Consider the following 23,382-nt stretch of genomic DNA (forward strand, 5'->3'; position numbering starts at 1 on the left):
AAGAAGAGGCCGTTGTTTGCGTCATAATGACGCAAACAACGGCCTCTCTTTAGATTTTCTCTTTCTTGGGTTCAGGGCTACTGAGGCACGGATTTAATGATACGCATGTTTTATTCATAAAAAAGAAGGGTAAATGCTAGATGATAATAATTTGACATCATCAAAAAGCTGCTATAAAAAGAGAAGATAACCCTGATCATCTCAAGCGCTTGCACGATCATATCCAATGTGAAATTATTTTTTGCAGGAATCTACATAAAATTTAACAAGAGGTGATAAAAATGAAATATGACATTATCGTAATTGGCGGAGGTCCCGGTGGAAAGGCCTGTTCCATTGAAGCGGCCCGGCGGGGACTAAAGGTGGCCTTGGTTGAAAAAGATGGTTCCGGTGGGAATGCAATCCATCAAGGATATATACCGATGAAAATTATGCTTGATGAAATGATTAAAAACACAATCGGAAAGGATCCTATAAACTTAACCGAAAGTTTAAAAACCCTCGGGGTCAGAATGGAAAAAGCAAAAGAAGGGTGGAAGCGTTCCCTGGAGAGAGCAGGGGTGAATAGCTACTATGGTGAAGCAGAAATAATCTCTGAACAAGAAGTGAGGGTTATGGTTGATGGTGGAACAACTACTTTAATGGGAGGAAGTCTTGTGGTGGCTACGGGTTCAAAACCATCTTCGCCAATAGCCCCGCAGCTGGACGAGGGTAGGGGGATAATCTCCTATAAAGAAGTTTTGACAGGAAAGTGGCTGAGTTTAAAAGATGTGGTGATCTTAGGAGGAAATATTGAAGGCTGTGAATTTGCCACATTATTCAATAAAATGGGGGCAAGGGTTAGAATCCTGGAACTGGGAGATCGGATCATGCCAATGTGTGACCTGGACCAATCTCAATTTTTGAAGGAAGAATTTGAAAAACAAGGGATCGAAATAAAAACCAATTCTACGGTTACGGAGAGCCAATACAACAAAGAGGGTAAGCTGGAAGTGCATTGTACTAATAAAGTTGACGGTACCAGTGAAAAACTGTTGTCAGATGCTTTGTTGGTGACCGGGGCAAGTAAGCCGGTGCTACCCCGGGGGATCGAAAAACTCGATCTTGATCGGGGTGAAAACAATACGATCAAGGTTAATGAGTACCTGGAGACTACTCAAAAAGGGGTCTATGCAATAGGCGATGTGACAGGGGGTATCACTTCGGCAAACGCTGCCATCCTCGAAGGCAAAACCGCAGCCGAAATTATTGCCGGGCAAAAGAACCCTGTAAACTATAAAGGGATGAGTTATGTATGTTTTACAGATCCCCAGCTTTCCGGTGTAGGGCTAAGGGAAATAGATGCCAGGGAAAGACAGGTTAATTACCAGGTGAAAAAGGCCTATTTTTCTGAAAACATGAGGGCGATAAGCCAAGGCTATGAAAAAGGCTTTATTAAGATCCTAGTGGATGCTGATAAGCAGACGATACTGGGGGTGCATTTGGCCGGGGATGACATTGCAGAATTAATTCCTATTGGAGCCTTAGCATGCCGACAGGACTTACCTATTGAAGTAATCAGAGATTTACCCCTGGCCCATCCAACCATGACAGAAATTATCAACGAAGCATTATAGGAAAAACAGCAAAAAGGGGACGGCAGGTATTCGGTACACAGGATGTACCGAATACCTCCGTCCCCTTTGGTTCATCTTTGGTTCATTTTCGTTATTGTTCATATTCTTCGGGAATTGCAAGAACCTCAATGGGAACTATAAGCATTTGACCCTCTTCACTTTCGTAGTTTTCATCAGGGTCTTCTATATGAATATACAAACGGTAAATCGGTGACAAGTAACGGGCGGTGGTGTAACTATAGTAAAACACCTCTGCCCTTACAATGTGTTCAAGTTTCAGTTCCTGTCCAAAAATTTCTCGGCCTTTCCGTTCTTCAACAATGTATTCCAGGGACCGAAGAGGAATTTCATCCAACACCTCAAAGGGCTCTAAGTGATAATAGGGAATTGAGATCCGCGGTGGATCCAGCAGATCACCCTCTGAATAATTTGATGCACTGTAGCCAAACCGGGTCTGATTGAATTGATCATGAAAAAACTGTTCTATAGGGTTTTCCGCGGTTTCCACGTATGTTACGGAGGAACTCAACCGATTGTTGTCATCGATACGATAACTAAGTTCTCTTTGAGGGCTCTGATAGTTGAGAAGATCGGAAACCATGGGATAGTAATACTCCTGATAGAACTCCATAGCTTCTTCCACGTTTTTTTCCTGAAAGGACTCTCGATTAATATTCTCCGGATATCCAACGTTGGAGATGTATATTTCTAGATTCGGTGTCATAAATATCTGGAGTCCGTTCTCCAGAGTGATACTGCTATTGTCCTTTTCCGCAACTTCCAGCCCCAATTTTTTGGCGATTTCCGTTAGGATAGATTGAATCTCTTCATATTCTTCGGGAGTGTACATACCCGGCATACCTGTAGGAACAGGGTTAATAAACACCGGCATGGATTCAATACCAAGCTCCTGCAACTCATCAATGTCTATATTCCTAGATAAAGGGCTATCCTGGAGTTTAAGTTCCAGTTCCGATAAATCGTCAACCAGGAACATAGGATCTCCCATTCCTCCCGGATCAGGGGGAATCTCAAAGGTAATATATTTTTCATCCTCCGGCTCCTCAATCTCTTCTTCATCCGGTTCTTCAGCGAGATCTTCATCCTCATCCTCTTCCTTTGGCTCTTCAATAACTTCTTCATCCTTGTCCCGGTCATCCTCATCCTCTACCATCTCTTCATCCTTTTCTTCATCCCCGTGCAGGGAGTCCTGTCCGCCCCAATCAAGAAACTCCTGCAGTAATAAAAAAGAGGTGATCAGCACAAGAATTCCTGCGGCAAGGGCAATCATCTGTCGGCGTTTCTTTTGTTTCTTTTTTTGATAAATCCCCTGAAGCATCCGGTCTTTATCGTCCTTATTTAAATCAATGGAGGTAAAAGCCTCACGAAAGCCTTTATTTTTCATTTTCTTCACCTCCCAGTGTCTTCTTCAACATTTCCCGACCCCTTGCCAGCTGAGAACGGACAGTGGGCTCCTTTGTCATCAGTAATTTAGCAATTTCCACCGAGCTGTAGCCTTCATAATAATATAGATAAATCGGGGTTTTGTACTTCTCCGGCAGTGCAAGAATTTCATCAAACACTTCGAACTCATAGTGATCCCGGTGTTTGACTTGCTCTAATCGGTCGTCGTCCCCGGTGCGTTTTTTTCGAAACCAATACTTCAATTTGTTTTTACAGATATTTGAGGCGGTCACAATAAACCAACCCTTTTCATGGCTTTCGCCGTTAAAGGGAGGGGCTTTTTCCATTGCCTTAAGAAAGGTCTCCTGAAGGGCATCTTCCGCCTCGGAGGAATTTTTCATGAACATATAGCATACCCTAAAAACGGGATCAGCGTTCCGTCGGTAAATCTCTTCAAATTCTTCCTTAGCCATAGAAAGCAAAACCGGACACCTCTCTTTCGGGATTGTTTAAACTCGCTGTTATAAAGGATACAATCGGCAAGACCGATTCGTTGCAAAATATTGTTCAATTGCTAAAATATAAAGTCGTCTTTAAAACCCTAGCATAAATACGTTGAATTTTCAATCAATAAAAAAGTTTGCAACGGATTCATCGCTTCGGTTGTGTCCTAAGTAGAACCCCATTTTTATAAGGGATGTTAAAAGGCGATTATAGCAGGGGGAAAACTAAGGAGGGAATACTATGTATAAGGGAACAGGAATGGAGAAGGGACCGGCAATCATTATTTTTATAGCAATTATAGGAATCCTCATGATGGGCTGTACCGAGGAAGAGGCATTAAACAACGGTCAGGAAGAGGGAGCTCAAGAGGAAACCGATGCGTGGGAAAATGAATCCGGTTTGGAAGAGGCGAAGGACGAAGAAGAAAACCAAGAGGATGAGAGCATGGGTAGGGAAATCAACGAGGTTTCGAAAGATGAGCTTCAAGATTTGGAAGTTTTGAATTATGAAATAAAAGAACGATGGACACTCTCCAATGATGAAAAATATATTCTGACAGAAATCCCCACAGCACCGGGGACGGTACATCAGATTTCGGATTTTGATGAGTGGAAAAGAGATTATGATGCTCAAGCAGAGTTAAGGGACAATAAAGAACATTTGGATTCCCTGGGAGTTGTCGTGCCATTGTTATCAGACGCGATGATCGACCCCGAAGACACCAGATCCACTCGATTGGAAAATCACCCGATAGATGCCGACTTATTTATCAGTACAATCAACCTATATGAGATTTCGCCGGATGGAAAGCAACTTCTCTACAGAGCCTTTATGTATGACGAAGAAGGGCAGCATGAAGGTCCTGACGGAATTTCCCAAACCTTTATTGCAAACTTTGGCATCCCAGTGGAGCCAAAAGAGATGGCCATAGGGAATGAATCTTTTCAAATAAACCCCTTTTGGTCAGAAAGCAGCGAGGAAATTTATTATGTTCTCGAGGATGGGTTGTATTCCTATCATATGCATGAAGATAGGGAAAAACTTGTACTCCCTTCTGAAGACCTGCCGGGGATCCCAAGGGAAAAGGACGAGGGAGATCGGAGCGAAATCTTTTATGATAACTACCGCAGTGATCAGGGGACCTATCTCTACTATGTCTATGAGGATAAAATTATGAAAGTCACCTTCGGCGGTGAACCTGAAGCGGAAATCTTGTATGAAGGCATTGAAGGGGAAGAGATAGAGGAAATGACAGTGCTGCAAGAAGACCTTTTGCTTGTGTCCTATGAATCGGGCATTTTCAATAAAGATGATGTTCTGCTCTTTAACGGCGAGAAAATAGAAATTGAAAAATCCATCCATAAAGCAAGTTTTCATAGTTATCATATCAGTGAATCCGGGGATATTTTTCTTCTTTTTATCGATCGTGACGGAGCGGAAGTACAGATCTTTGAACGGGATTTAAATAAAGAGAAGGCCTACCGGCTACCTGATTCCTTTGGTCATTCCTCTGTCTTAGGGGAAGTACCTGGTGAAAAGGGAGAATTGGCTGTGATCGGCGAAGGAGTGTACTACCCGCTTTCAAAGGAGTAATATCAAAAAACAGGAGACAATGGTGCAAATGGGCAGGGGCAACAGACTTGTTGAACAAGGCTGAAAGAAAATTATTGAAATTCCCATATTGTTATAATAGTATGAAGGAAAGTTGTATGAATATTTTGTCAAAAACCAGTCGCGGTAATTGTGGCGGTAATTAAGGAGGACTCTATATGAAGGATCTCAACAAAGAAGGAAAAGGAATGCTAATTATTATTCCTGTGATTCTACTGGCAGTGGTCGCTATGAGTTTGATCAATAACCGAACGACGAGGGAACGGGAAATGAAAGAAAGCATGGAAACCGCGGTAAAAGAACAGATTGCAGTTGGGATAGAAGAGGCCAGCGGATATCGTTTTCAAGAGGAACTGGAAACCATTGAATTTTTAGGGTTAGATGATATTAACGAAACCCGTTCCGGGGAAGCAACAGCTCGGGTAAATATTGGAATGATCAATCTTCCGAATTTATTGGAAGAATTTCTGGTAGATATGGATATTCAGGATCACTTAAAGGAGGGGCGGGATTATTATACTCGGGAGTATGAAGCGTTAAAAGAGGCCTACATGGATAAATCACCCCATGTTTTTTCCCCGGATGTGGAATTTCGCGAGAGTGACGAAGGAGAGTGGGAAGTTGTCTCGGAGGAAGACTTGAAAATCCATTCTGCAAACCGGGATATCCCGCTGTTTTATTACGGAGGATTGCAATTCTTATCCAAGAGCTTTGATAATGAAACTCCCTTCAATGATGATATGAAAAATGATCCGAAGGTACAATCGTTGGTCGCCTTCTATCAAAGGAAGTTGACCGCCGGAGGCCTTACCGTGGAAAGAGAAGGCGGCGAAGAAAAGCATCATTACGCCATTGGATATGAAGGATACGATCCCGCATCCCTCCATCAGGAAATTGAAACTATGCTTTTGTCGAAGTTTAATGATGGGGAGCTTCGAAAAGAAAATCACCGGGAGGGGGTCGGCCAAATAAAAGAGGTAATGGAGGACTTTTTCGATCAGGAAGATTTTAAAAAACAAAGCCTGGGAGAGATCACCCTAGAGGAAAAGGGCATCGGATTTGCCCTGGAAAGGGATTACCAAACCATAGAAAATCCTCACACAAAACTTGCGGAGTACCTGGAATTTATGAGTACCCCCTATGAAATTCCGGAATTCTTTACGGCGGGGTATCAGGAATTTGAAATCCGCCCAGAAGAAGAGCACCTGATTATTACCGGTATTGGTCAAGAGGAGGAAGAAAAAATCATTCTCTCGGGAAAGATTTCCGCCGGCCATCAGTTTGAAGGCTGGACCCTGAATGAGGAAGAACTGGAAAAGGGCAAGACCGTTACAGTGGAAAGAGAAGAACTGGATCTTCTTGAAAGTCATCAGAGCTTTGATTTTGCCAAGGTTTATCATAAAGAAAATGTATCCTCAAAGATGCTTCCAGTAAATACAGAGGATGGATCCGGATTTATTAATCCGGAGGGAAAAGCGGTGGTGGAACCTGTAGAAGGACTCTATCATTCTGCCTCAATGGATCAAGGAATACCCCAGGACGTCTATAATCTGCCCCTTATATTCTGTATACGCATTGAAGAAGGGGAACAGCCGGTGGATTATGTAATTGACGAAGAAGGTAAAGTGCATAAAGATGTGAGCTATGAAGAAATACGAGAAATAAGGGAAGCGGCACGAAGGTCTTCCAATAACGATCAAAATCAAAAGAATCGGTGGATGGAACCCTATGAAGAAAACGGTTTGTGGGGGGTAAAGCTGAAAGAGGGAGTGGCTACCGGGGAGTATGATAGCAAAATCATCATTGAACCTCAGTATGATGAAGTGAGGATCCCATTACCTCAGACAAGGAGGCAGCCCCCTACGGAACTGAAGGAAAACCAACAGACGGTTATTGCGGTAAAGGATGGGAAAGAGAGACTTATAAATCAAGAAAACGAAGGTTTACTGGATAAAGATTACGATGAAATAAAACATTTACTTTCCTTTGATCAGGAAGAACAGGGTTTTAGTCGAAGCATCTTTTCCATTAAATCCGGAGACCAATACGGGTTTTATATTCTTACAGAGGATACTTCATGGTTGGAAGAACCGAGCGTTGATGCAATAGGGCTGGATACTGAAGGAAACAGGAGGGATTATAGGAACCGATATCCTCATATGCCGAGGTACTTTGCTGCAGAAAAAGACGGCAAGTGGGCCGCTGTAGATGTTAAAGCCTTGGAGTATGCTACGGATTTTCTATTTGATGAACCCGGTGCATTAGAAGAGGGAACTTGGATCAATCATTATGACAGTGATGTAATTCAAGGAGTTATGACCGTTAATGAACAGGAAGGACTATATGATTTTTATCATAACCGATGGATTGTAGAACCGGGAGAAGAACAAGGGGAGATATACTTACTGCAGGATGATCGCAGAAGAGTAGAGCGGGATGGAAAGATGGGATACAAGGACGAAAAAAATGAATGGTTTATCGAACCGAAATATGAAATACCCGGTGAATATGACCAAGGGGGAGACTTTTATATGGGATTTGCCGGAGTTTCCACCGCAGAGGAGCGAAGGATCATTGATCAAAAGGGGGAAGTGATCTATCAAGAGCCCCTTAGGGGAGAAACAAACAACTTCACTATCCGTTACATCCCCGAGCTGGAACTGCTAAAAGGGGGAAGTCATGTGTACTTTACCTTAGAAGGGGAGCTGATTTATCCTTAGACCAAAGGGGGCGGAGGTATCCGGTTTATTGCAAAAAAAGGTGGCATAGAAAAACCGCCTTAAGTTCTCATCAATGGATGGAGATTTAGGCGGTTAATCTCTTCTTCCTATTCTGATGTTTATCATTGGTTCTAATTTTTTTATCCGAAGAAGTTTCCATAGTGGTAGTTCTCCTTCGCCTTTTGGATGTCTTTTTCCACTTCTCTATGGTTTAAGATCTGGGCTACTTTATCATGGGCTTTGTTAAAAATCAATGTAAGCTTTCGGCTGTTAGTTTTATCGATGGTAACGTTAAAGGTTTCGTTCTGTGCTTTTAAAGTTTTCTCCATTTGTTCTCCCTCCTTTATTTGTTCGATTTTTGTGGTGATGGTTTCAAATCCGTTCATTTCTAAAATGTTTTCCAATGTAATCGCTCCTTTTTTTATATTTTATGTAGCTTTTGATCTTGTGTATATTATAGTACGGATATTGAATTTCAATAACCGTCTAAGGTCTTCTTTTAAGTCATCCTGCAGGGCATTTATCAATCGGTCTTGGGGCGGAGTCAAACTCCTGTCGAAGAATGATGAAGGGAAATCATTGAAAGTAAAACGTCCCTATGTTAGGGTTAAAAAAGAAGTGCGAAAATTATGATAAATCCCAAAAATACGAGGAGGCTAAGAATGACAAAGGGGACTAAAGAAGTTTGGACGCTTAAAAAAGTAGGACTGCTTATTCTAATCTTACTGCTGGCCGCATCTGTTACAGCCTGCAGAGAGACCGATGAGGAACCGGCAGAAGAGGTTATAGAAGAAAAACGTGAAGAAGATGAAAACAGTGAGGAAGAAACTGAAGAACTTGAAGAGGATAGGGAAAACTTCGAAGAAATTAAAACCGCTTTAAAGGAGGAACAATGGAGTGTTGCCGGGGAACTTATTTCAAAGCTTTCCGGCGAAGGTAAAAATGCGGTGTTTAAATGGGATGAAGAATATTCGAACATAGGCAGCAGAGATCGGGTTATTGAAGCACTGTCCAAGGGAGTGGTAGTAACGGAAGAAATGGCGAAGGAATATATGGACGGCGTCATGAAAAACCGTTTTGAACCTCTGGATGAGGAAGTGCTACAAGGTTCAAAAGAAGGTCTTTTAGAATGGTTTCAGTCGATGGAAAGCTGGAGAATGGATGAGGTCATTCTATTTCATAATAACTTTTTAAATATAACCGATGAGATTAAACCGGACAGGTTAGAAACCGTAGTTTTGACAGAAGAAGCCTTAATGGAAGCGGAGCCTTTTGAGGAATATGTCCACCGTTGGTTTTATGGACATTCGGATAACGACGGTTCTGATCTGTGGAGGGGCGTAACACCTTTACAGATTACAGACGTAGATTTGGCTAGTGCTATGGGGGCGACTTTTGGTCCTTTGCACCCTGCCATCGAACTGCTTGCAGAAGAAAATGACCTTGTGGATACTGAGCTGAAGGATGATAGTCTGGTTCTAGTCATTGAAAATATTCAAGAAGGATATAGTTTATCTCCCGGAACATATGAACTTACTTATGAAATCGAAGAGGTGGAAGAGAAAAAATTCGGAGTACGAGGTTATGAAGTCAATGAAATCAGTAATTAAACATCGATATTCAATGATTAAGGGGGACTTTGATGAAGGATTTAAATAAGGAAGGAAAAAGAATGTTAATGATAATCCCTGTGATTCTTATCGTAGTGGTGGCTCTGAGTTTATTCAATACCCGAACGACGAGGGAAAGCGAAATGAAAGAAGGCATGGAAGCGGCGGTTCGAGAACATATTTCCAGTGGAATAGAAGAGGCCGACGGATACCGTTTTCAAGAGGAATTGGAAACCATTGAATTTTTAGGGTTAGAGGATGTTAAGGAAACCCGTTCCGGAGAAGCAACCGCCCAAGTAAATATTGGAATGATCAACCTTCCCGATCTTTTAGAAGAATATCTGGTTGGCATGAGTATCCACGATCTTTTAGAGGAGGACCGGGATTATTATACCCGGGAGTATGAAGCATTAAAAGAGATCTACTTAGACAAACCACCTCACGTTTTTTCCGTAGATGTGGAATTTAGAGAAAAGGATCAAGGTCAGTGGGAAATTGCCTCGGAGGAAGCCTTAGAAGTCCATTCTGCAAATCGGGATATTCCCCAGTTTTATTACTGGAGGCATCAATCTCTATCAACATTATTTGATGAAGAGATCCCCTTCGATGAAGAGATGGGAAATGCAGAGAAAGCAAAAGAACTGATATCTTATTATGAAAAGAAAGTGAAAGCTGGGGAATTTACCCTGGACAGGAAAGAGGGTGACGGGAAAAATCATTATGCCATTGAATATCCGTTATATGATCAAGCAGTCTTAAAACAAGAAATCGAAAGCATGTTACTGTCGGAACTTCATGATGAGGATCTTGGAGAAGATCGCAGTGGAGAAGGGATCCATAAAATACAGGAAATAATGCAGTCTTTTTTCGATGAGAAAGATATGGAAAAACAAGAGGTTAAAGAGATCACATTAGAGGAAAAAGGTATCGGATTCGCCCTGGAGGCAAGTGATAGTGGAGAAATGGAGCACTCTTCCGTAAAACTCAATGATTACTTAAACTTTCTGAACAAACCTTATGAAATTCCTGGTTTTTTTATAGAGGGCTACGAGGATTTTGAAATCCGTCCCGAGGAAGAACGCCTAATTATTACGAGGATTAATGAAAAAGAGGAAGATGAAATTGTACTTCTGGGGGACGCATACACCGGCTATCAATTTCGGTGGACCCTAAGGGGTGAAGATCTCGAGGAGGATCATGAGATTACTGTGAATAGACAAGACCTCGATCATTTGGAAAGTCATCAAGAGGAGCGACCGGATTTTCTAGTGGAAGATTTGAATTTTGCATGGGAAGGAGCCTTGGACTTTGAGGCCGATGCTGTTCATGACTGGCTGTTAACCGAAAAAGAAATTCATTTTCTCTACGAGAAGGAAGAAGCTCTGCATTATCAATCATTTAATGTGGAAAGTGGAAAGGAAATCGCCCGAAAAAGGGTGGAAGGGGCACCAGAACTGCCAAATATTGATCGAATGCTTGGTTTTGAAATGACTCTTAACAGTTTCAATGGCCGTATCTATGCTCTTATTGGTCAAAACCTCAGGATTACCGAAGATCAGTGGGAAGGGTTGCCTAAAGAGCTTAAAAATGAGCAGAGTATGCGGGTAATTGATCTTGAAGATGATGAAATACTTCTTTCTGAAACACCGGTAATCGAAGAGTATACCATTCCTGAAGTGGGATCTCCTTCGAGAACTTATTTGCCGGGCTTTGTCTATGATGTAACGGCGGACGGCCGCTATTTGATGATCCTTCATTCCTTTCCTGCTATGAGCAGCTGGAATAATTTTCTTAATTTCTCAACAGCTCACGAAAATGAGGATATTGAAGAGCAGAATCAGGAAGTATTAAGTCAAATGGAAGATGCCCCTTTATGGGTTTATGATATGAAAGACCGGGAGCTGACGGAGATTCCTTACGGGGATGAAATTGACGCCCTTGTACCCTATGATGTGGATGGTCTGGAGAATGGCAAGAATATGATATTTACCGAACAGGAGGGCTGGCTGACCTTAGATATTGAACAACAGCAGGTTCGAAAAACCGGAGAGGGCGGCACCTACCGAAGAACAGAGCCCGGAGCACCGGGAGTAGAGCAGTATGAATCCGGACAGATTTTTGGTGACAACCTCTTTTTTACAACGGTTCGTGAGGCAGCTGAAGTCGGTGGTATTCCTTCCTTTCATTATCTATGGAATATAGAAGGAGAGGAACTTCAGCATGTAGGGATCCTTGGACCAAATCAATATTCCAACCAGAGGTACTATTTTAATCACCAGACGGAAGAGATCGTTGTAAATAGTGGTGAGGAAATAACGGAAGATGAAACGGGTGCGGGTAGAGACGAGCAAGAGTTCGTGGAAAGAATCTACCGTATTACTTTTGAGGAGGAGAAGGCATCAAAAAATCAGGGAGATGAGCCGGTAAAAAGTTTCATGGATTTGGAAGGTTTTGAAGTTGTGGATGTGATGGAATTTCCCATCGGTAACTATCAGGAAAGCTATGATCGTTTAAGTACTTTGGGACATGGACATAGCTCCCATCCAATAAAAGATTATGCTCACCTTGGCTATGGGGTTCTTGCTGGGTCAACTCTTGAGAATTTTTCTCCATTCAACGAAACTTTCCATTATGTATATAAAAATAGTGAAGGGGAAGACAAGATTGTAAGCATTGATAAGGCCAACAAAGTTCTCAATACCGACACCCATATCATGATCATCAATGATGATCGACTGAGAGGCTATGCAATTGATGAATTCTTTGGTGCGTTAGAAGAGTAGATCGTTCAAATTCGAAAGAAAATGAGGTGAAACCCATAATCATGAAGATTCTTTATTTCGGCACCAATCATGCGAAATCCATAAAACCCCTTATGGAATTAGACCGAGAACATCAAATCGTCGGTGTGTTGGAGTGGAGCCCGAAGGGTAGTGCTTCGAAAGAATTTCTTCGGCAAATTTATCATTATGGAAAGAATTTTCGCGGTGGGATTAAAACCTTAAGGAGCTTTGCGAAAAGGAAAAACATCCCTCATATCAACACCCAGTCTTGTCCAATGGATACAGGGGAATTTCAAGAAAAAGCAAAGGAACTTCAGCCTGAACTGATCTGTGTATCCTATTTCGGGGACCGGATCCCCTTAAACATTTTAGAAATTCCAAAGTATGGAGGAATCAATGCCCACGGGTCCTATCTTCCTAATTACCGGGGTGCCATTCCCTGGTTCTGGCAGTACTACCATATGGAAAAGGAGGGCGGCGTAACCATCCATCGCCTGACGGAAAGGGAAGACGAGGGGGAAATCCTGCTTCAAGAGAAGTTTCCCATTGAATTAGGCTTAAAAGAAGAGGCGTTGCTGCACCGGATTACAGAACTAGCCACAAAGCTGATGACAAAGACTGTTCGGGAGATAGAGCAGGCGGGAAAGATCCAAGGAAAGAGCAAGGGAAAGCAACCGGAGGAAAAGCCTACAAAACAAAGCCATCATGGAAAGGGGCAGCGCAAAAAACACGAGGAAACTTCAAGGAATCTGTTCAAAGGCCGCTGTATTCAGCGGGGAGAGAAATTCATCGACTGGGAGAACTGGGATGTTAAGCGGGTATATCATTTTCTTCGAGGTACCGGCGCCATGGAGCTTAACCCTCCATACTTAGGCGGGTTTTGGGAAGTTGTCGATTACCGGGAACTAAAAGGACCCTCAGAGAATACCCCGTTAATGGCAAAAGGATTACAACCGGGGGATATCGAAAAAAGCAAAGAGGGATACCGGCTGATTTGCAAAAATGGAGAAGTCCGGTTGAAATCCCGTTGGTCAATGAAAGATTTGATAAGACAACTGCTAACTGCAAGATGAGATTCTGAGTTGATGGCAATATCGAAACACCAAGCAATTTCATAAGGAGGTTATCTATTTGCAGCCGATTCAGCGCAGCAAGTTCCGACTATTACTCGGAAAAAACTATTATACCCTAAGAAAACATCTTCAGTGGCAGTTTTCCAAGGAGCCATATGCCCATCGACAGGAAAAGGAAATCCGCCCCCATCTGTATTTCAGCCATAGAACCCCCTTATATCGAAAACTGAAAAACGTGGATATGTGGCTTCAGGAAAACAAAGTGACAAATCTAAAAATCGCCATTAAAAGATTAAACGGCCTGGTGCTATATCCGGGTGAGACTCTGTCCTACTGGAAACGAATCGGAAATCCCACCGCAAAAAAAGGGTATCTAAAAGGAATGCAGCTCTCCCATGGAAGTTTTATTGCCAATGTGGGAGGAGGGCTTTGTCAGCTTTCCAATCTTATTTACTGGATGACCCTTCATACACCGCTGAGGGTTACCGAGAGAAATCGTCATAGCTACGATGTGTTTCCCGACGTGAAGAGAAAGCAGCCCTTTGGCAGCGGTGCCACTTGTGTGTATAATTATGTGGATCTGCAGATTAAAAATGAGACCGACACCCCGATGCAGCTTTGTTTGGAAGTAAGTGACACTCATCTGATCGGCGCATGGCGGGGAGAAGCGGCTTTAAAAAACAACTATGAAGTCTATGAAAAAGAACACTGGGTAACCCATGAATACTGGGGAGGCTATCTTCGCCATAATATCATTCACCGGAAAGTGAAAAATTCCCAGGGGGTTATGATTGATGATCAGTACGTTACGGAGAATCATGCCATCATGATGTATCAGCCTTTTTTGGAACAGGGAGAATTGAAGGGGGAAGGTTAAATATCAGAATAATAAAAATAAACATAAATGCATAAATATCTATTGACAACTTAAGCCCCCTTTGGTATGATTACTGAAATCATAAGATCTTTTAAGATAGTCCAGAGAGGCTAACAAGGATTTTCATAGAATACATACATTCTATTTCCTTTAGGTGTCATCGGATATCATGCAGATATCTTTACGATATCCCTAAGCCTTGTCTCTTTTTTTGGACAGGGCTTATTTTTATGCATGGGGTGAACACTTAAGATCTTACGGTAATCTGCAATAGGAGGAATAGATATGAAGGCAAAACTGGTGTTGGAAGATGGAAAAACCTATCAAGGGGAGTTCATCGGAAGGGAAAAGGAGGTGTTGGGTGAGGTGGTGTTTAACACGGGAATGAACGGATATCAGGAACTGATGACGGATCCCTCCTACACCAACCAAATCGTGGTGATGACCTATCCCGAGATCGGAAACTATGGATTTAACGGGGAGGACGTCGAATCAAAGGCCCCGAAGGTACAAGCCCTTATTGTAAAGGAACTGTGTACACATCCGAGCAACTACCGATCCTTGGGAGGCTTGGAGGAATATATGGACAATCACCGGATCGCAGGCATAAAAGGTGTGGATACCAGAAGCTTAACCCGCTATATTCGAGCCAAAGGTTCCATGAGGGGAAGGATTTTACCCCAGTGGGATCCAGCAAACCGGGAAAAGGGGGAAACTGAAAACCGAACAATTAAGATGGAAAATCCGGTGGACTCCGTGACAACAAAAAGGTCTTATGCATTAGGGGAAGCCTCGGGAGTTCCGATTGCGGTGATGGATTTCGGTATCAAGAAAGGAATCCTAAAAGAGTTAGTTAAACGGGGTTTTCGTATCACCGTTTATCCAGCAAGAACCCAAGCCCAAGAGATCCTTTCCAAAAGACCCGGGGGAATCCTGTTATCCAATGGTCCGGGAAATCCGAAGGATCTGGTAGACGTGATCCCGGAGATGAAAAAACTGATCGATTCCAAAACCCCAATCATGGGGATTTGTCTAGGACATCAGCTTCTGAATCTGGCCTACGGCGGAGATACGATTAAACTTCCCTTTGGTCATCGGGGAGGGAACCATCCGGTAAAGGATCTGGAAACGGGAAAGGTAAGGATTACTTCCCAGAACCACAGCTATACCGTGGATGCTCAAAAAGTGCCGAAAAACATGAAAGTGACTCATATCAACTTAAATGACGGCAGCGTTGAAGGACTCTGTCATCAAACCGATCCGGTATTTTCCGTGCAGTATCATCCTGAAGCTTCCCCCGGCCCCATGGATTCGCAGGAATTGTTCGACCAATTCTATGGAATGACAGAAAAAAGCGGGGTGATGGGATGTCTGTAGATCAAAAGTTAAAAAAGGTAGTGGTAATCGGATCGGGCCCTATTATTGTAGGACAGGCGGCAGAATTTGACTATGCGGGAACCCAGGCCTGCCTGGCACTGAAAGAAGAGGGCATTGAAGTGGTCCTGATCAACTCCAATCCCGCCACCATTATGACGGATACCAAAATCGCGGACCGGGTGTATATGGAGCCCTTAACATCGGATTTTGTGAAAAAAATCCTGGGAAAGGAGCAACCCGAAGGTTTGTTGCCTACCTTGGGGGGACAGGTGGCCCTGAATCTCGCCGTGGACCTAGCGGAAGAGGGGTTTTTGGATAAAGAGGGGATTAAACTGTTGGGTACCCAGCCGGAGGCTATTCAGCAAGCCGAGGACCGGGACCTGTTTAACCGGCTACTGGGGAAGATTAGTGAGCCCATTGCCGAGAGCAAAGTCGTCACCAGCTTGGAGGATGCCATGGATTACGGCGAAGAAATCGGTTATCCGTTGATTGTGCGACCCGCCTATACCATGGGGGGCACCGGCGGCGGCATTGCTGAAAATAAAGAGGCGCTTAAGACGATTGCCGCTCTGGGAATCAAAAGCAGTCGGGTGGGACAAATACTGGTGGAGCGATGCGTAGCCGGCTGGAAAGAGGTGGAGTTTGAGGTTATTCGGGATAAGAAGGACACCTGTATTGCGGTTTGCAGCATGGAAAATGTGGATCCGGTGGGGGTTCATACCGGAGACAGTATTGTGGCGGCGCCCAGTCAAACCCTGGCAAACAAGGAGTATCAGCTGCTAAGAAGCGCATCGTTAAAAATCATTCGGGCGCTGAAGGTGGAAGGAGGGTGTAACGTACAGTTTGCCCTGGACCCCAAAAGCATGGACTATATCGTCATTGAAGTAAACCCTAGGGTGAGCCGCTCCAGTGCCTTGGCTTCCAAAGCTACGGGGTATCCCATTGCACGAATTGCGGCTAAAATCGCCGTAGGTCTTACCCTGGACGAAATACCCAATCCTGTAACCGGAATCGGTCACTCGGCCTTCGAGCCCAGTCTGGATTATGTGGTGGTGAAAATTCCCCGATGGCCCTTTGACAAATTTAAAAAGGCGAACCGACAGCTGGGAACCCAGATGAAGGCCACGGGGGAGGTCATGGCCCTGGACCGAAGCTTTGAGGGAGCACTGATGAAGGGGATCCGGTCCCTGGAGCTTGAACGGGAAAGCATCCTGTTGCCGGAGCTTGTGGCCCTGGGAAAAGAGGAACTGTTAAAGCGTATCCTTTACAGAGATGACGAGCGGATGTTTTATATTGCGGCGGGGATATTTGCCGGAATTAGTCTTCCCTGGATCCACAACAAAACCGGTATGGATTTCTTTTTCTTAAAGAAAATCGAAAATCTGGTGGAAACAGAAAAGGAAATACAGTCCCTGAAAGGGAACGGTTTCCAGGGAATGTCCCCGGAACTTTTGAAAAAGGCGAAAGCCATGAACCTTTCCGATGCTGTGATCGCCAAACACTTAGGGATGGAGGAGAAGAATTTTCGAGAACAGAGAAAAAAGCGGGGGGTGACAGCGGCCTATCATATGGTGGACACCTGTGCCGGAGAATTCGAAGCCAAAACCCCCTACTTTTACGGCAGCTATGGAGGGAAAAATGAAACCCGTCCCTCCAGGAAGAAAAAGGTGTTGATTTTAGGTTCCGGGCCCATTCGGATTGGCCAGGGAGTGGAGTTCGACTACTGCACCGTTCATGCTCTTTGGACCCTGAAAGAGCTTGGTATTGAATCCATTGTGATCAATAACAATCCCGAGACCGTCAGCACCGATTACAACGCATCGGATCGATTGTATTTCGAACCCCTTACTCCGGAGGATGTGATGAACGTCATTGACATCGAAGAACCCGACGGAGTGATGATACAGTTCGGCGGACAGACGGCCATCAATCTGGGAGAGGAATTGGCAAAACATGGGGTCAAGATACTGGGCACCTCCATGGATTCCATCGACTTAGCAGAAGACCGGGATAAATTCAATCAGCTGATGGAGTCTTTGGATATTTCCATGCCCCGGGGAAAAACCGCAAGGACGGAAAAAGAAGCCTTGCAGGCGGCAAAGAGTATTGGTTTTCCGTTGGTGATCCGTCCCTCCTATGTGCTGGGCGGGCAGAATATGGAAATTATTTATAGGGAAGAAGAGCTGAAAAACTATATGGAAACCTCTGTATTTGTTACGCCGAGGCATCCGGTGCTTCTAGATCAATACCTCCAGGGAATGGAAGTGGAAGTGGATGCCGTCTCCGACGGCAGGGAAGTGATGATTCCTGCGATCATGGAACATATGGAGCGGGCCGGTGTCCACTCGGGGGACAGCATCGGTGTGGTACCGCCTCTTCGTCTGAGCGACGGACAGAAAACCCGGCTTTATGAGAGCACCCGAAAAATTTCCCGAGGGCTGGGGATTAGAGGATTGATTAATCTTCAGTATGTAATTCATGGGAAAAAAATCCTTCTCCTGGAAGTCAATCCCCGGTCCAGCCGGACGGTACCCTTCTTAAGTAAAGTTACCGGTATTCCCATGATCAACCTTGCAACAAAGGCAGCGATGGGCATGACCTTAGAAGAAATGGGAATAACCCCGGGAGTGGCGGAGGAAATATCCTTCTACGGGGTAAAGGTCCCGGTATTTTCCTTCGGGAAGCTTCTTCAAGTGGAGCCCTCCCTGGGGCCGGAAATGAAATCCACCGGGGAATCCATCGGAATGGAAGCTTCGTACCCGAAAGCTCTTTATAAAGCCCTGTTGGCTTCGGGGCTTAAGGTTCCCCTGGACGGCAGGTTGCTGGTAACCATTGCGGATAAAGACAAGGAAGAAGCAATGCCTCTGATAAAAGGATTTCACCAAAAAGGCTTCAGTTTTTCCGCCACCGCCGGAACCGCCAAGAGAATGGGCGAGAGGGGGATCCCGGCACGGGAAGTCGGGATGGTTGGCGAGGAGCAAGGAAATGTGCTGGATTTGATTCGGACAGGCAAGGTGGATATGGTCATTAATACCCCGGTTAAAGGAAAGCAGTGGAAACGGGACGGATTTAAAATTCGCAGGGCGGCAGTGGAGGCCGGGATTCCCTGTATTACATCTTTAGATACCGCGAAGGGGATTTTAGAAGTTATCGATGCCTTATCTCTGAATTTGGTGGAAATCCAAGACACCATCTTTTAAGAGGGAAAGATCAAGGGGAAGCAATAAAAAAGGAGGTTACGGAACTAAAAACTGTTCCGTAACCTCCTTTAAGTTTGGATTTTCTTAAAAATACCCCCAAAGAGGATCTGAAGGCCACCGAAAATCACAAAGAAAACGATGAACTGCATCAACATCTCTCTAGAACCTTCAAAGTCCTCCAGGAAACTGCGAATTAGAATAAAGAATACTGAAGCCATAAATGTGGTCAGGCCATGCCTGAGCCAATCCCGTTTTGTCCAATGCTTAGCTTTCCCGAAAATAGGACCACCTCCTTTTTTCCTAGAATAACATCTGTCTTTGGTAGGATCAAGGGATAAACTGGGGATCATTCCAACCAACTAAAAAACCGCCTTAAGTTCCCATCATTTGATGGATTTTTCGGCGGTTATTTTTTACTTATCATTATTATGATTTTAGACAGTCTTAAGGTTTTATCCCATGAAGTTTCCATAGTGGTAGTTCTCCTTCGCCTTTTGGATGTCTTTTTCCACTTCTCTATGGTTTAAGATCTGTGCTACTTTATCATGGGCTTTGCTAAAAATCAATGTAAGCTTTCGGCTATTTGATTTATCGATGGTAACGTTAAAGGTTTCATTTTGTGCTTGTAAGGTTTTTTTCCATTTGTTCTCCCTCCTTTATCTGTTCGATTTTTGTAGTAATGGTTTCAAATCCGTTCACTTCTAAAATATTTTCCAATGGAATCGCTCCTTTATTTATATTTTATGTAGCCTTTGATCTTGTCTTTATTATAGTATGGATGCTAATGGGAAATAACCGTCGGAGGTCTTCTTGTAAGTCAGCCTCAAGGGTGTTTGTTGATCGGCCTTTGGGCGGAGAGCCACTGCAGTGGAAGAATGACCGGGGAAAAACATTGAAACCGGGATATCCCTGTGTTAGGGTAAAACAAGAAGTGCGAAAATTATGGTAACGATACATTCGTAAAAAGGAGCAATGAGCCATGAATAAGAAAAATCTTACAAAGGTCATCGAGTTACGTCATCGGCTGCATCAGTATCCGGAGTTGTCCATGGAGGAAAAAAGGACTAAGGAAACCCTTATCGGGTTCTTAAAAGAACATACGAAGCTTGAGATCCGGGATCGGGGTCGATGGTTTTATGCGGTATATCGGAAAAAGGAAGGGCTAAAAAACACCGCATTTCGGGCGGACTTTGATGCGATTAAAATGAAGGAAGGAATCAACCTTCCCTACGGATCCCGGAATCCGGGGGTCGCCCATAAATGCGGCCACGACGGCCACGCTGCTGCCCTTGTTGCACTGGCTATGGAAGTGGATCAACAGGGAGCAGATCAAAATCTGTTCTTTCTTTTCCAACATGCCGAGGAGATTGCCAAAGGGGCAAGGGAGTGCAGGGAGGTTATCGATGAAGAGAAGATTGATGAAATCTTTGCTTTTCATAATAGAAGCGGCGCTCCAAGACACGCCGTTCAAGTGATTGACGGAACTACCAACTTTGGCTCTGTGGGAATGATAATTGAAATGAAAGGGTCACCCACCCATGCCAGTCAGCCGGAATTCGGGAAGAATCCGGCCTACGCCATAGCAAGAGTGATTACGAAACTGGAGAAAATTACGGAAAAGCCCAGCAGTCAAGGATTGCTTCTCAGCACCGTAGTGGGAGTAGAGGTGGGGGAAGGCGCATTCGGAATCGCTGCATCAGAGGGCAAACTACTCATTACTTTTAGGGGAGAAATAGAGGCGGAGCTGGAGGGTTTATTACGCAACGTTGAAAAAATGGCAAGCATGGAAGCAGCATCCGACGGATTGGATATTAAAATTTCCTATGAAGACCGCTTCCCTGTGACCTCCAATAATAAAAAGAGCGTGGATAAAGTAAGACGGGTTGCCAAAGACAATGGGTTAACTGTAATTGAACTGAAGGAAGGTATGCGTGGATCCGAGGATTTTGGTTATTATCTGGAAAAAACCCGGGGGGCACTGTTTTTTATCGGAAACGGAGAAAATCATCCGGAAATTCACACCGAGGAATATGATTTTCCCGACGAGATCATAGAGACTGCGGTGAAAATGTTCAAAGGATTATTAAAATAGCACAAAGCAAAGGGAGGGGAGGTGTTTAAGTCATAGTGACTAAACACCTCCCCTCCCTTTGGTTATCTACGAGCAAAGATTTAGTAAATGCCCCGATTGAATCCGTCTTTAATTGCGGATAATACTTTGTTTGCCCGAAGGGTGGCTCCGGTGTAGACATCAATATCATCGATAAACTCTTCCGGGTAATATAGGTCGAACAGAGCATCCAGAGGTTGACCATCCAGATGGGCCAGTACATATTCGTACTGTACGGTAACGGGGTAATGTTCATCCCCCTCCTCCAACTCGTGGTAGTAAGTGTCCCCGTATTCTAAATGACGGTAAGTTAAATCGGTAAACTCTCCGTCCATTACATAAAATTGAACACTGACCTGCTGTTGGCCCCGCTCTCCGTAAACCCCCCGATAACGTCCTGTAGGATAGTCTGCGATCTCCCGGTCATAGTCCTCATCGGCAGGTTGGTATAGTCCTCGGTTAAGAGCATCCATCATCGAGGAGAAAACCTTGCTCGCTCGAAGGGTGGCTCCGGTAAACCCGTCAATGTCCTCAACAAACTCATCGGGGCCCGGCTCATGCAGATCAAACATCGTGGGAAGGTCACTGTCCTCAAGATAGTCTAAAACCTGCTCGTGTTGCAGTTTGATGGGGTATATACTATCTCCTTCCTCTGCCTCAAGATAATAGTTCCCCGCATAGTAAAGGTGGCGATAGCTTAAGTCCTGAAAAGTATTGTCGATTAGTTCAAACTCAATATTTAGTTGCTGGTCCCCGGTGTCAGAAAAAAATCCTCGGTAGGTTCCATCATCATATTCCCCGATCTCCCGGTTGAAATCCTCATTGGCAGGGGCGTAAAGTCCTCGGTTCAATCCATCCTGGATGGCAGAGCGGATTTTGGTGCCTCTTACAGTTGCGCCGCTGAATCCTTCATAATCATCGAGTAGTTCTCCCGGGCGGTAAAGATCATCAATATCATCGGGACTTCTTCCGGTTAAATACTCCAAGGCCTGCTCATGTTGGGAACGAATGGGATAGAAGGTATCGCCGGGTTCCGCTGAAAGATAATCATTGCTGGCGTAAAAAAGATTTCGATAACTCATGTCGGTAAAAACTCCGTTTTCCAAGTCGAATTCAATACTGATCTGCTGGTTTCCTTGATCCTCATAGACGCCCCGGTAAGTTCCGTCGTCATAATCATGGGTGATATCCACGTCATCCGGGGGTCCGTTGGGATCCGAGACAAAGATAAACAAAAGAACGATACTGACAGCCGCTAAAACTAAAACTGCTAAAACATGGTTTTTCATAGAATTCCCTCCCTGAAAGCACACTCTTTCCAATTCACGGACAGATATTCCTCATAAAGCAATATCGATTAGAGTACTATTGAAATTGAAGGATTATTATGGTTATACCCGGAATTAGTATATGTATGCAATGCTGGTTAATTAATTGACGAAAAAATTAGTAGGAAATAAAAAAACAGAGGATTTATGTGGATCTTTGTAGAATAAATTAAAGAGGAAAACAAATCATGAAAAGATCAACTAGGAGGGAATAGCATGTCTTTTGAAGATGTTAAAAAGTATTTTGTGGATAAAGGGCTGGGAAGTCGGGTAGAGGTTTTGAATACGTCCAGTGCAACGGTGGAAATGGCAGCCGATGCCTTGGGGTGTGAAGCGAAGCAAATTGCAAAAACACTATCCTTTATAGTGGATAAATCCCCGATATTGGTGGTAGCCGCCGGAAATGTAAAAATGGACAATAAAAAATTTAAAAGCCACTTCGGCAGACGGCCGAAAATGATTCCCGGAAAATCCGTAAAGGAACTGATCGGACATGACGTGGGAGGGGTTTGTCCCTTTGTTGTAAAGTCCGGGGTGAAGATCTACCTGGATGTTTCCCTGAAACAAAATGACCTTGTTTATCCCGCCGCCGGTAGCGAGAATAGCCTGGTTAAGCTCTCCATAGAGGAGTTGGAAGAGCATACCGGTTTTGAAGGATGGGTGGATGTGGGAAAGTAAACTAAGCAGAAAGAGGACGGAGGTGTTTGAGTCATCATGACTCAAACACCTTCGTCTCCTTTCTGCTATGCGCTATAAGCGTTACTTATGAACCATAGTAAAGTCTTATTTTATCTTTTGGCTTGTATTGGATATAATGATATTAACAAATAATTAACAAGTTGGCTATGCTAAAACATTCGTGAACAATTTAAAAATAGCCTCAAGATAAAAAGGAGGATCATAATGAACAGCGAAAAGAAAAATTTAACCCGTAAAGACTTCTTAAAAGGAATGGGGACCACTTTGGCAGGAGCGACTCTTCTTGGAGGAATGGGAAGTGTCCTTGCAGGATGCAGTGAAGCGGAAGTTGCTGAAGCGAAGGAATCAATGGGATTGGATGCAAAGCAGGTTGAATACCCTGTAGCCTATACAAGAATGGATCCCGATAAAGCAGCGGAAAGAGCCTATAAGTTTTATAAAGAAAAAGGCGGATGAGGGGTCGGTACAGC

17 protein-coding genes are annotated in these 23,382 nt (G+C 44.0%); 12 read left to right on the top strand and 5 right to left on the bottom strand.

Going from position 1 to position 23,382, the window contains the following annotated elements; genetic code table 11:
- Window positions 1-281 precede the first annotated feature (281 nt).
- A complete protein-coding gene (locus ISALK_RS04520; protein ID WP_160719544.1) occupies window positions 282-1,616 on the top strand; it encodes a dihydrolipoyl dehydrogenase family protein in 1,335 nt (444 codons plus the stop codon).
- A 91-nt stretch (window positions 1,617-1,707) separates the two neighbouring features.
- Here the strand turns inward: ISALK_RS04520 and ISALK_RS04525 are convergent, their stop codons facing one another.
- Together ISALK_RS04525 and ISALK_RS04530 are read right to left on the bottom strand one after the other, a co-directional pair.
- Entirely contained in the window at window positions 1,708-3,021 is a 1,314-nt protein-coding gene (locus ISALK_RS04525) for a hypothetical protein (RefSeq protein ID WP_160719546.1), read from the bottom strand.
- On the bottom strand, window positions 3,011-3,493 hold the full coding sequence (locus ISALK_RS04530) for an RNA polymerase sigma factor (protein WP_160719548.1): 483 nt from the start codon (window positions 3,491-3,493) through the stop codon (window positions 3,011-3,013). Before ISALK_RS04530 ends, ISALK_RS04525 begins: the two co-directional genes overlap by 11 nt.
- Before the next feature lie 271 nt (window positions 3,494-3,764).
- Here ISALK_RS04530 and ISALK_RS04535 point away from each other — a divergent pair, with 271 nt between their 5' ends.
- Together ISALK_RS04535 and ISALK_RS04540 are read left to right on the top strand one after the other, a co-directional pair.
- Window positions 3,765-5,117, top strand: coding sequence for a hypothetical protein (locus ISALK_RS04535; RefSeq protein WP_160719551.1), 1,353 nt, complete (start codon window positions 3,765-3,767; stop codon window positions 5,115-5,117).
- A gap of 176 nt (window positions 5,118-5,293) precedes the next feature.
- Complete coding sequence (locus tag ISALK_RS04540) at window positions 5,294-7,855, top strand: hypothetical protein (protein ID WP_160719554.1); 2,562 nt, start codon at window positions 5,294-5,296, stop codon at window positions 7,853-7,855.
- 140 nt (window positions 7,856-7,995) lie between these two features.
- On the opposite strand, the gene ISALK_RS04545 is transcribed toward ISALK_RS04540, so the two are convergent.
- On the bottom strand, window positions 7,996-8,259 hold the full coding sequence (locus tag ISALK_RS04545) for a hypothetical protein (RefSeq protein WP_160719558.1): 264 nt from the start codon (window positions 8,257-8,259) through the stop codon (window positions 7,996-7,998).
- 258 nt (window positions 8,260-8,517) lie between these two features.
- Between ISALK_RS04545 and ISALK_RS04550 the strand changes: the two genes are divergently transcribed.
- From ISALK_RS04550 to carB, 6 genes are all read left to right on the top strand, one after another.
- Window positions 8,518-9,465, top strand: coding sequence for a hypothetical protein (locus ISALK_RS04550; RefSeq protein ID WP_160719560.1), 948 nt, complete (start codon window positions 8,518-8,520; stop codon window positions 9,463-9,465).
- A gap of 32 nt (window positions 9,466-9,497) precedes the next feature.
- A complete protein-coding gene (locus ISALK_RS04555; RefSeq protein ID WP_160719563.1) occupies window positions 9,498-12,248 on the top strand; it encodes a hypothetical protein in 2,751 nt (916 codons plus the stop codon).
- Window positions 12,249-12,289: 41 nt separating this feature from the next.
- Window positions 12,290-13,321: a methionyl-tRNA formyltransferase gene (locus tag ISALK_RS04560; RefSeq protein ID WP_160719566.1), complete on the top strand. Its 1,032-nt coding sequence runs from the start codon at window positions 12,290-12,292 to the stop codon at window positions 13,319-13,321.
- 58 nt (window positions 13,322-13,379) lie between these two features.
- On the top strand, window positions 13,380-14,198 hold the full coding sequence (locus tag ISALK_RS04565; protein ID WP_201756840.1) for a VanW family protein: 819 nt from the start codon (window positions 13,380-13,382) through the stop codon (window positions 14,196-14,198).
- Between the two features lie 285 nt (window positions 14,199-14,483).
- Window positions 14,484-15,575 (top strand): carbamoyl phosphate synthase small subunit, encoded by a 1,092-nt coding sequence (locus ISALK_RS04570; RefSeq protein WP_160719568.1) that lies wholly within the window; start codon window positions 14,484-14,486, stop codon window positions 15,573-15,575.
- A complete protein-coding gene (carB, locus tag ISALK_RS04575; RefSeq protein WP_160719571.1) occupies window positions 15,566-18,775 on the top strand; it encodes a carbamoyl-phosphate synthase large subunit in 3,210 nt (1,069 codons plus the stop codon). The genes ISALK_RS04570 and carB overlap by 10 nt, the downstream gene beginning before the upstream one ends.
- Window positions 18,776-18,843: 68 nt before the next feature.
- Here carB and ISALK_RS04580 read toward each other — a convergent pair whose 3' ends face one another.
- The gene (locus ISALK_RS04580; RefSeq protein WP_160719574.1) at window positions 18,844-19,134 is read right to left on the bottom strand and encodes a hypothetical protein; all 291 of its coding nucleotides are present in this window, start codon (window positions 19,132-19,134) and stop codon (window positions 18,844-18,846) included.
- 620 nt (window positions 19,135-19,754) lie between these two features.
- On the opposite strand from ISALK_RS04580, the gene ISALK_RS04585 reads away from it, so the two are divergent.
- Entirely contained in the window at window positions 19,755-20,867 is a 1,113-nt protein-coding gene (locus ISALK_RS04585; protein ID WP_160719577.1) for a M20 metallopeptidase family protein, read from the top strand.
- An 80-nt stretch (window positions 20,868-20,947) separates the two neighbouring features.
- On the opposite strand, the gene ISALK_RS04590 is transcribed toward ISALK_RS04585, so the two are convergent.
- The gene (locus ISALK_RS04590) at window positions 20,948-22,174 is read right to left on the bottom strand and encodes an FMN-binding protein (protein WP_160719580.1); all 1,227 of its coding nucleotides are present in this window, start codon (window positions 22,172-22,174) and stop codon (window positions 20,948-20,950) included.
- Window positions 22,175-22,429: 255 nt separating this feature from the next.
- Between ISALK_RS04590 and ISALK_RS04595 the strand changes: the two genes are divergently transcribed.
- Window positions 22,430-22,891 carry a YbaK/EbsC family protein gene (locus ISALK_RS04595; RefSeq protein WP_160719584.1) on the top strand — a complete coding sequence of 154 codons (462 nt, stop codon included), beginning with the start codon at window positions 22,430-22,432 and terminating at the stop codon, window positions 22,889-22,891.
- Between the two features lie 225 nt (window positions 22,892-23,116).
- Window positions 23,117-23,368, top strand: a complete 252-nt coding sequence (locus tag ISALK_RS04600; protein ID WP_160719587.1) for a hypothetical protein — start codon at window positions 23,117-23,119, stop codon at window positions 23,366-23,368.
- The last annotated feature ends 14 nt before the right edge of the window (window positions 23,369-23,382 follow it).

Source organism: Isachenkonia alkalipeptolytica, assembly GCF_009910325.1.
Taxonomy (GTDB): domain Bacteria; phylum Bacillota; class Clostridia; order Peptostreptococcales; family T1SED10-28; genus Isachenkonia; species Isachenkonia alkalipeptolytica.

Excerpts from the sequence above, each read along its gene's own strand:
- ISALK_RS04520 (WP_160719544.1), top strand. The coding sequence starts at position 282 with ATGAAATATGACATTATCGTAATTGGCGGAGGTCCCGGTGGAAAGGCC.
- ISALK_RS04525 (WP_160719546.1), bottom strand. The coding sequence starts at position 3,021 with ATGAAAAATAAAGGCTTTCGTGAGGCTTTTACCTCCATTGATTTAAAT.
- ISALK_RS04530 (WP_160719548.1), bottom strand. The coding sequence starts at position 3,493 with ATGGCTAAGGAAGAATTTGAAGAGATTTACCGACGGAACGCTGATCCC.
- ISALK_RS04535 (WP_160719551.1), top strand. The coding sequence starts at position 3,765 with ATGTATAAGGGAACAGGAATGGAGAAGGGACCGGCAATCATTATTTTT.
- ISALK_RS04540 (WP_160719554.1), top strand. The coding sequence starts at position 5,294 with ATGAAGGATCTCAACAAAGAAGGAAAAGGAATGCTAATTATTATTCCT.
- ISALK_RS04550 (WP_160719560.1), top strand. The coding sequence starts at position 8,518 with ATGACAAAGGGGACTAAAGAAGTTTGGACGCTTAAAAAAGTAGGACTG.
- ISALK_RS04555 (WP_160719563.1), top strand. The coding sequence starts at position 9,498 with ATGAAGGATTTAAATAAGGAAGGAAAAAGAATGTTAATGATAATCCCT.
- ISALK_RS04560 (WP_160719566.1), top strand. The coding sequence starts at position 12,290 with ATGAAGATTCTTTATTTCGGCACCAATCATGCGAAATCCATAAAACCC.
- ISALK_RS04570 (WP_160719568.1), top strand. The coding sequence starts at position 14,484 with ATGAAGGCAAAACTGGTGTTGGAAGATGGAAAAACCTATCAAGGGGAG.
- carB (WP_160719571.1), top strand. The coding sequence starts at position 15,566 with ATGTCTGTAGATCAAAAGTTAAAAAAGGTAGTGGTAATCGGATCGGGC.
- ISALK_RS04585 (WP_160719577.1), top strand. The coding sequence starts at position 19,755 with ATGAATAAGAAAAATCTTACAAAGGTCATCGAGTTACGTCATCGGCTG.
- ISALK_RS04590 (WP_160719580.1), bottom strand. The coding sequence starts at position 22,174 with ATGAAAAACCATGTTTTAGCAGTTTTAGTTTTAGCGGCTGTCAGTATC.
- ISALK_RS04595 (WP_160719584.1), top strand. The coding sequence starts at position 22,430 with ATGTCTTTTGAAGATGTTAAAAAGTATTTTGTGGATAAAGGGCTGGGA.
- ISALK_RS04600 (WP_160719587.1), top strand. The coding sequence starts at position 23,117 with ATGAACAGCGAAAAGAAAAATTTAACCCGTAAAGACTTCTTAAAAGGA.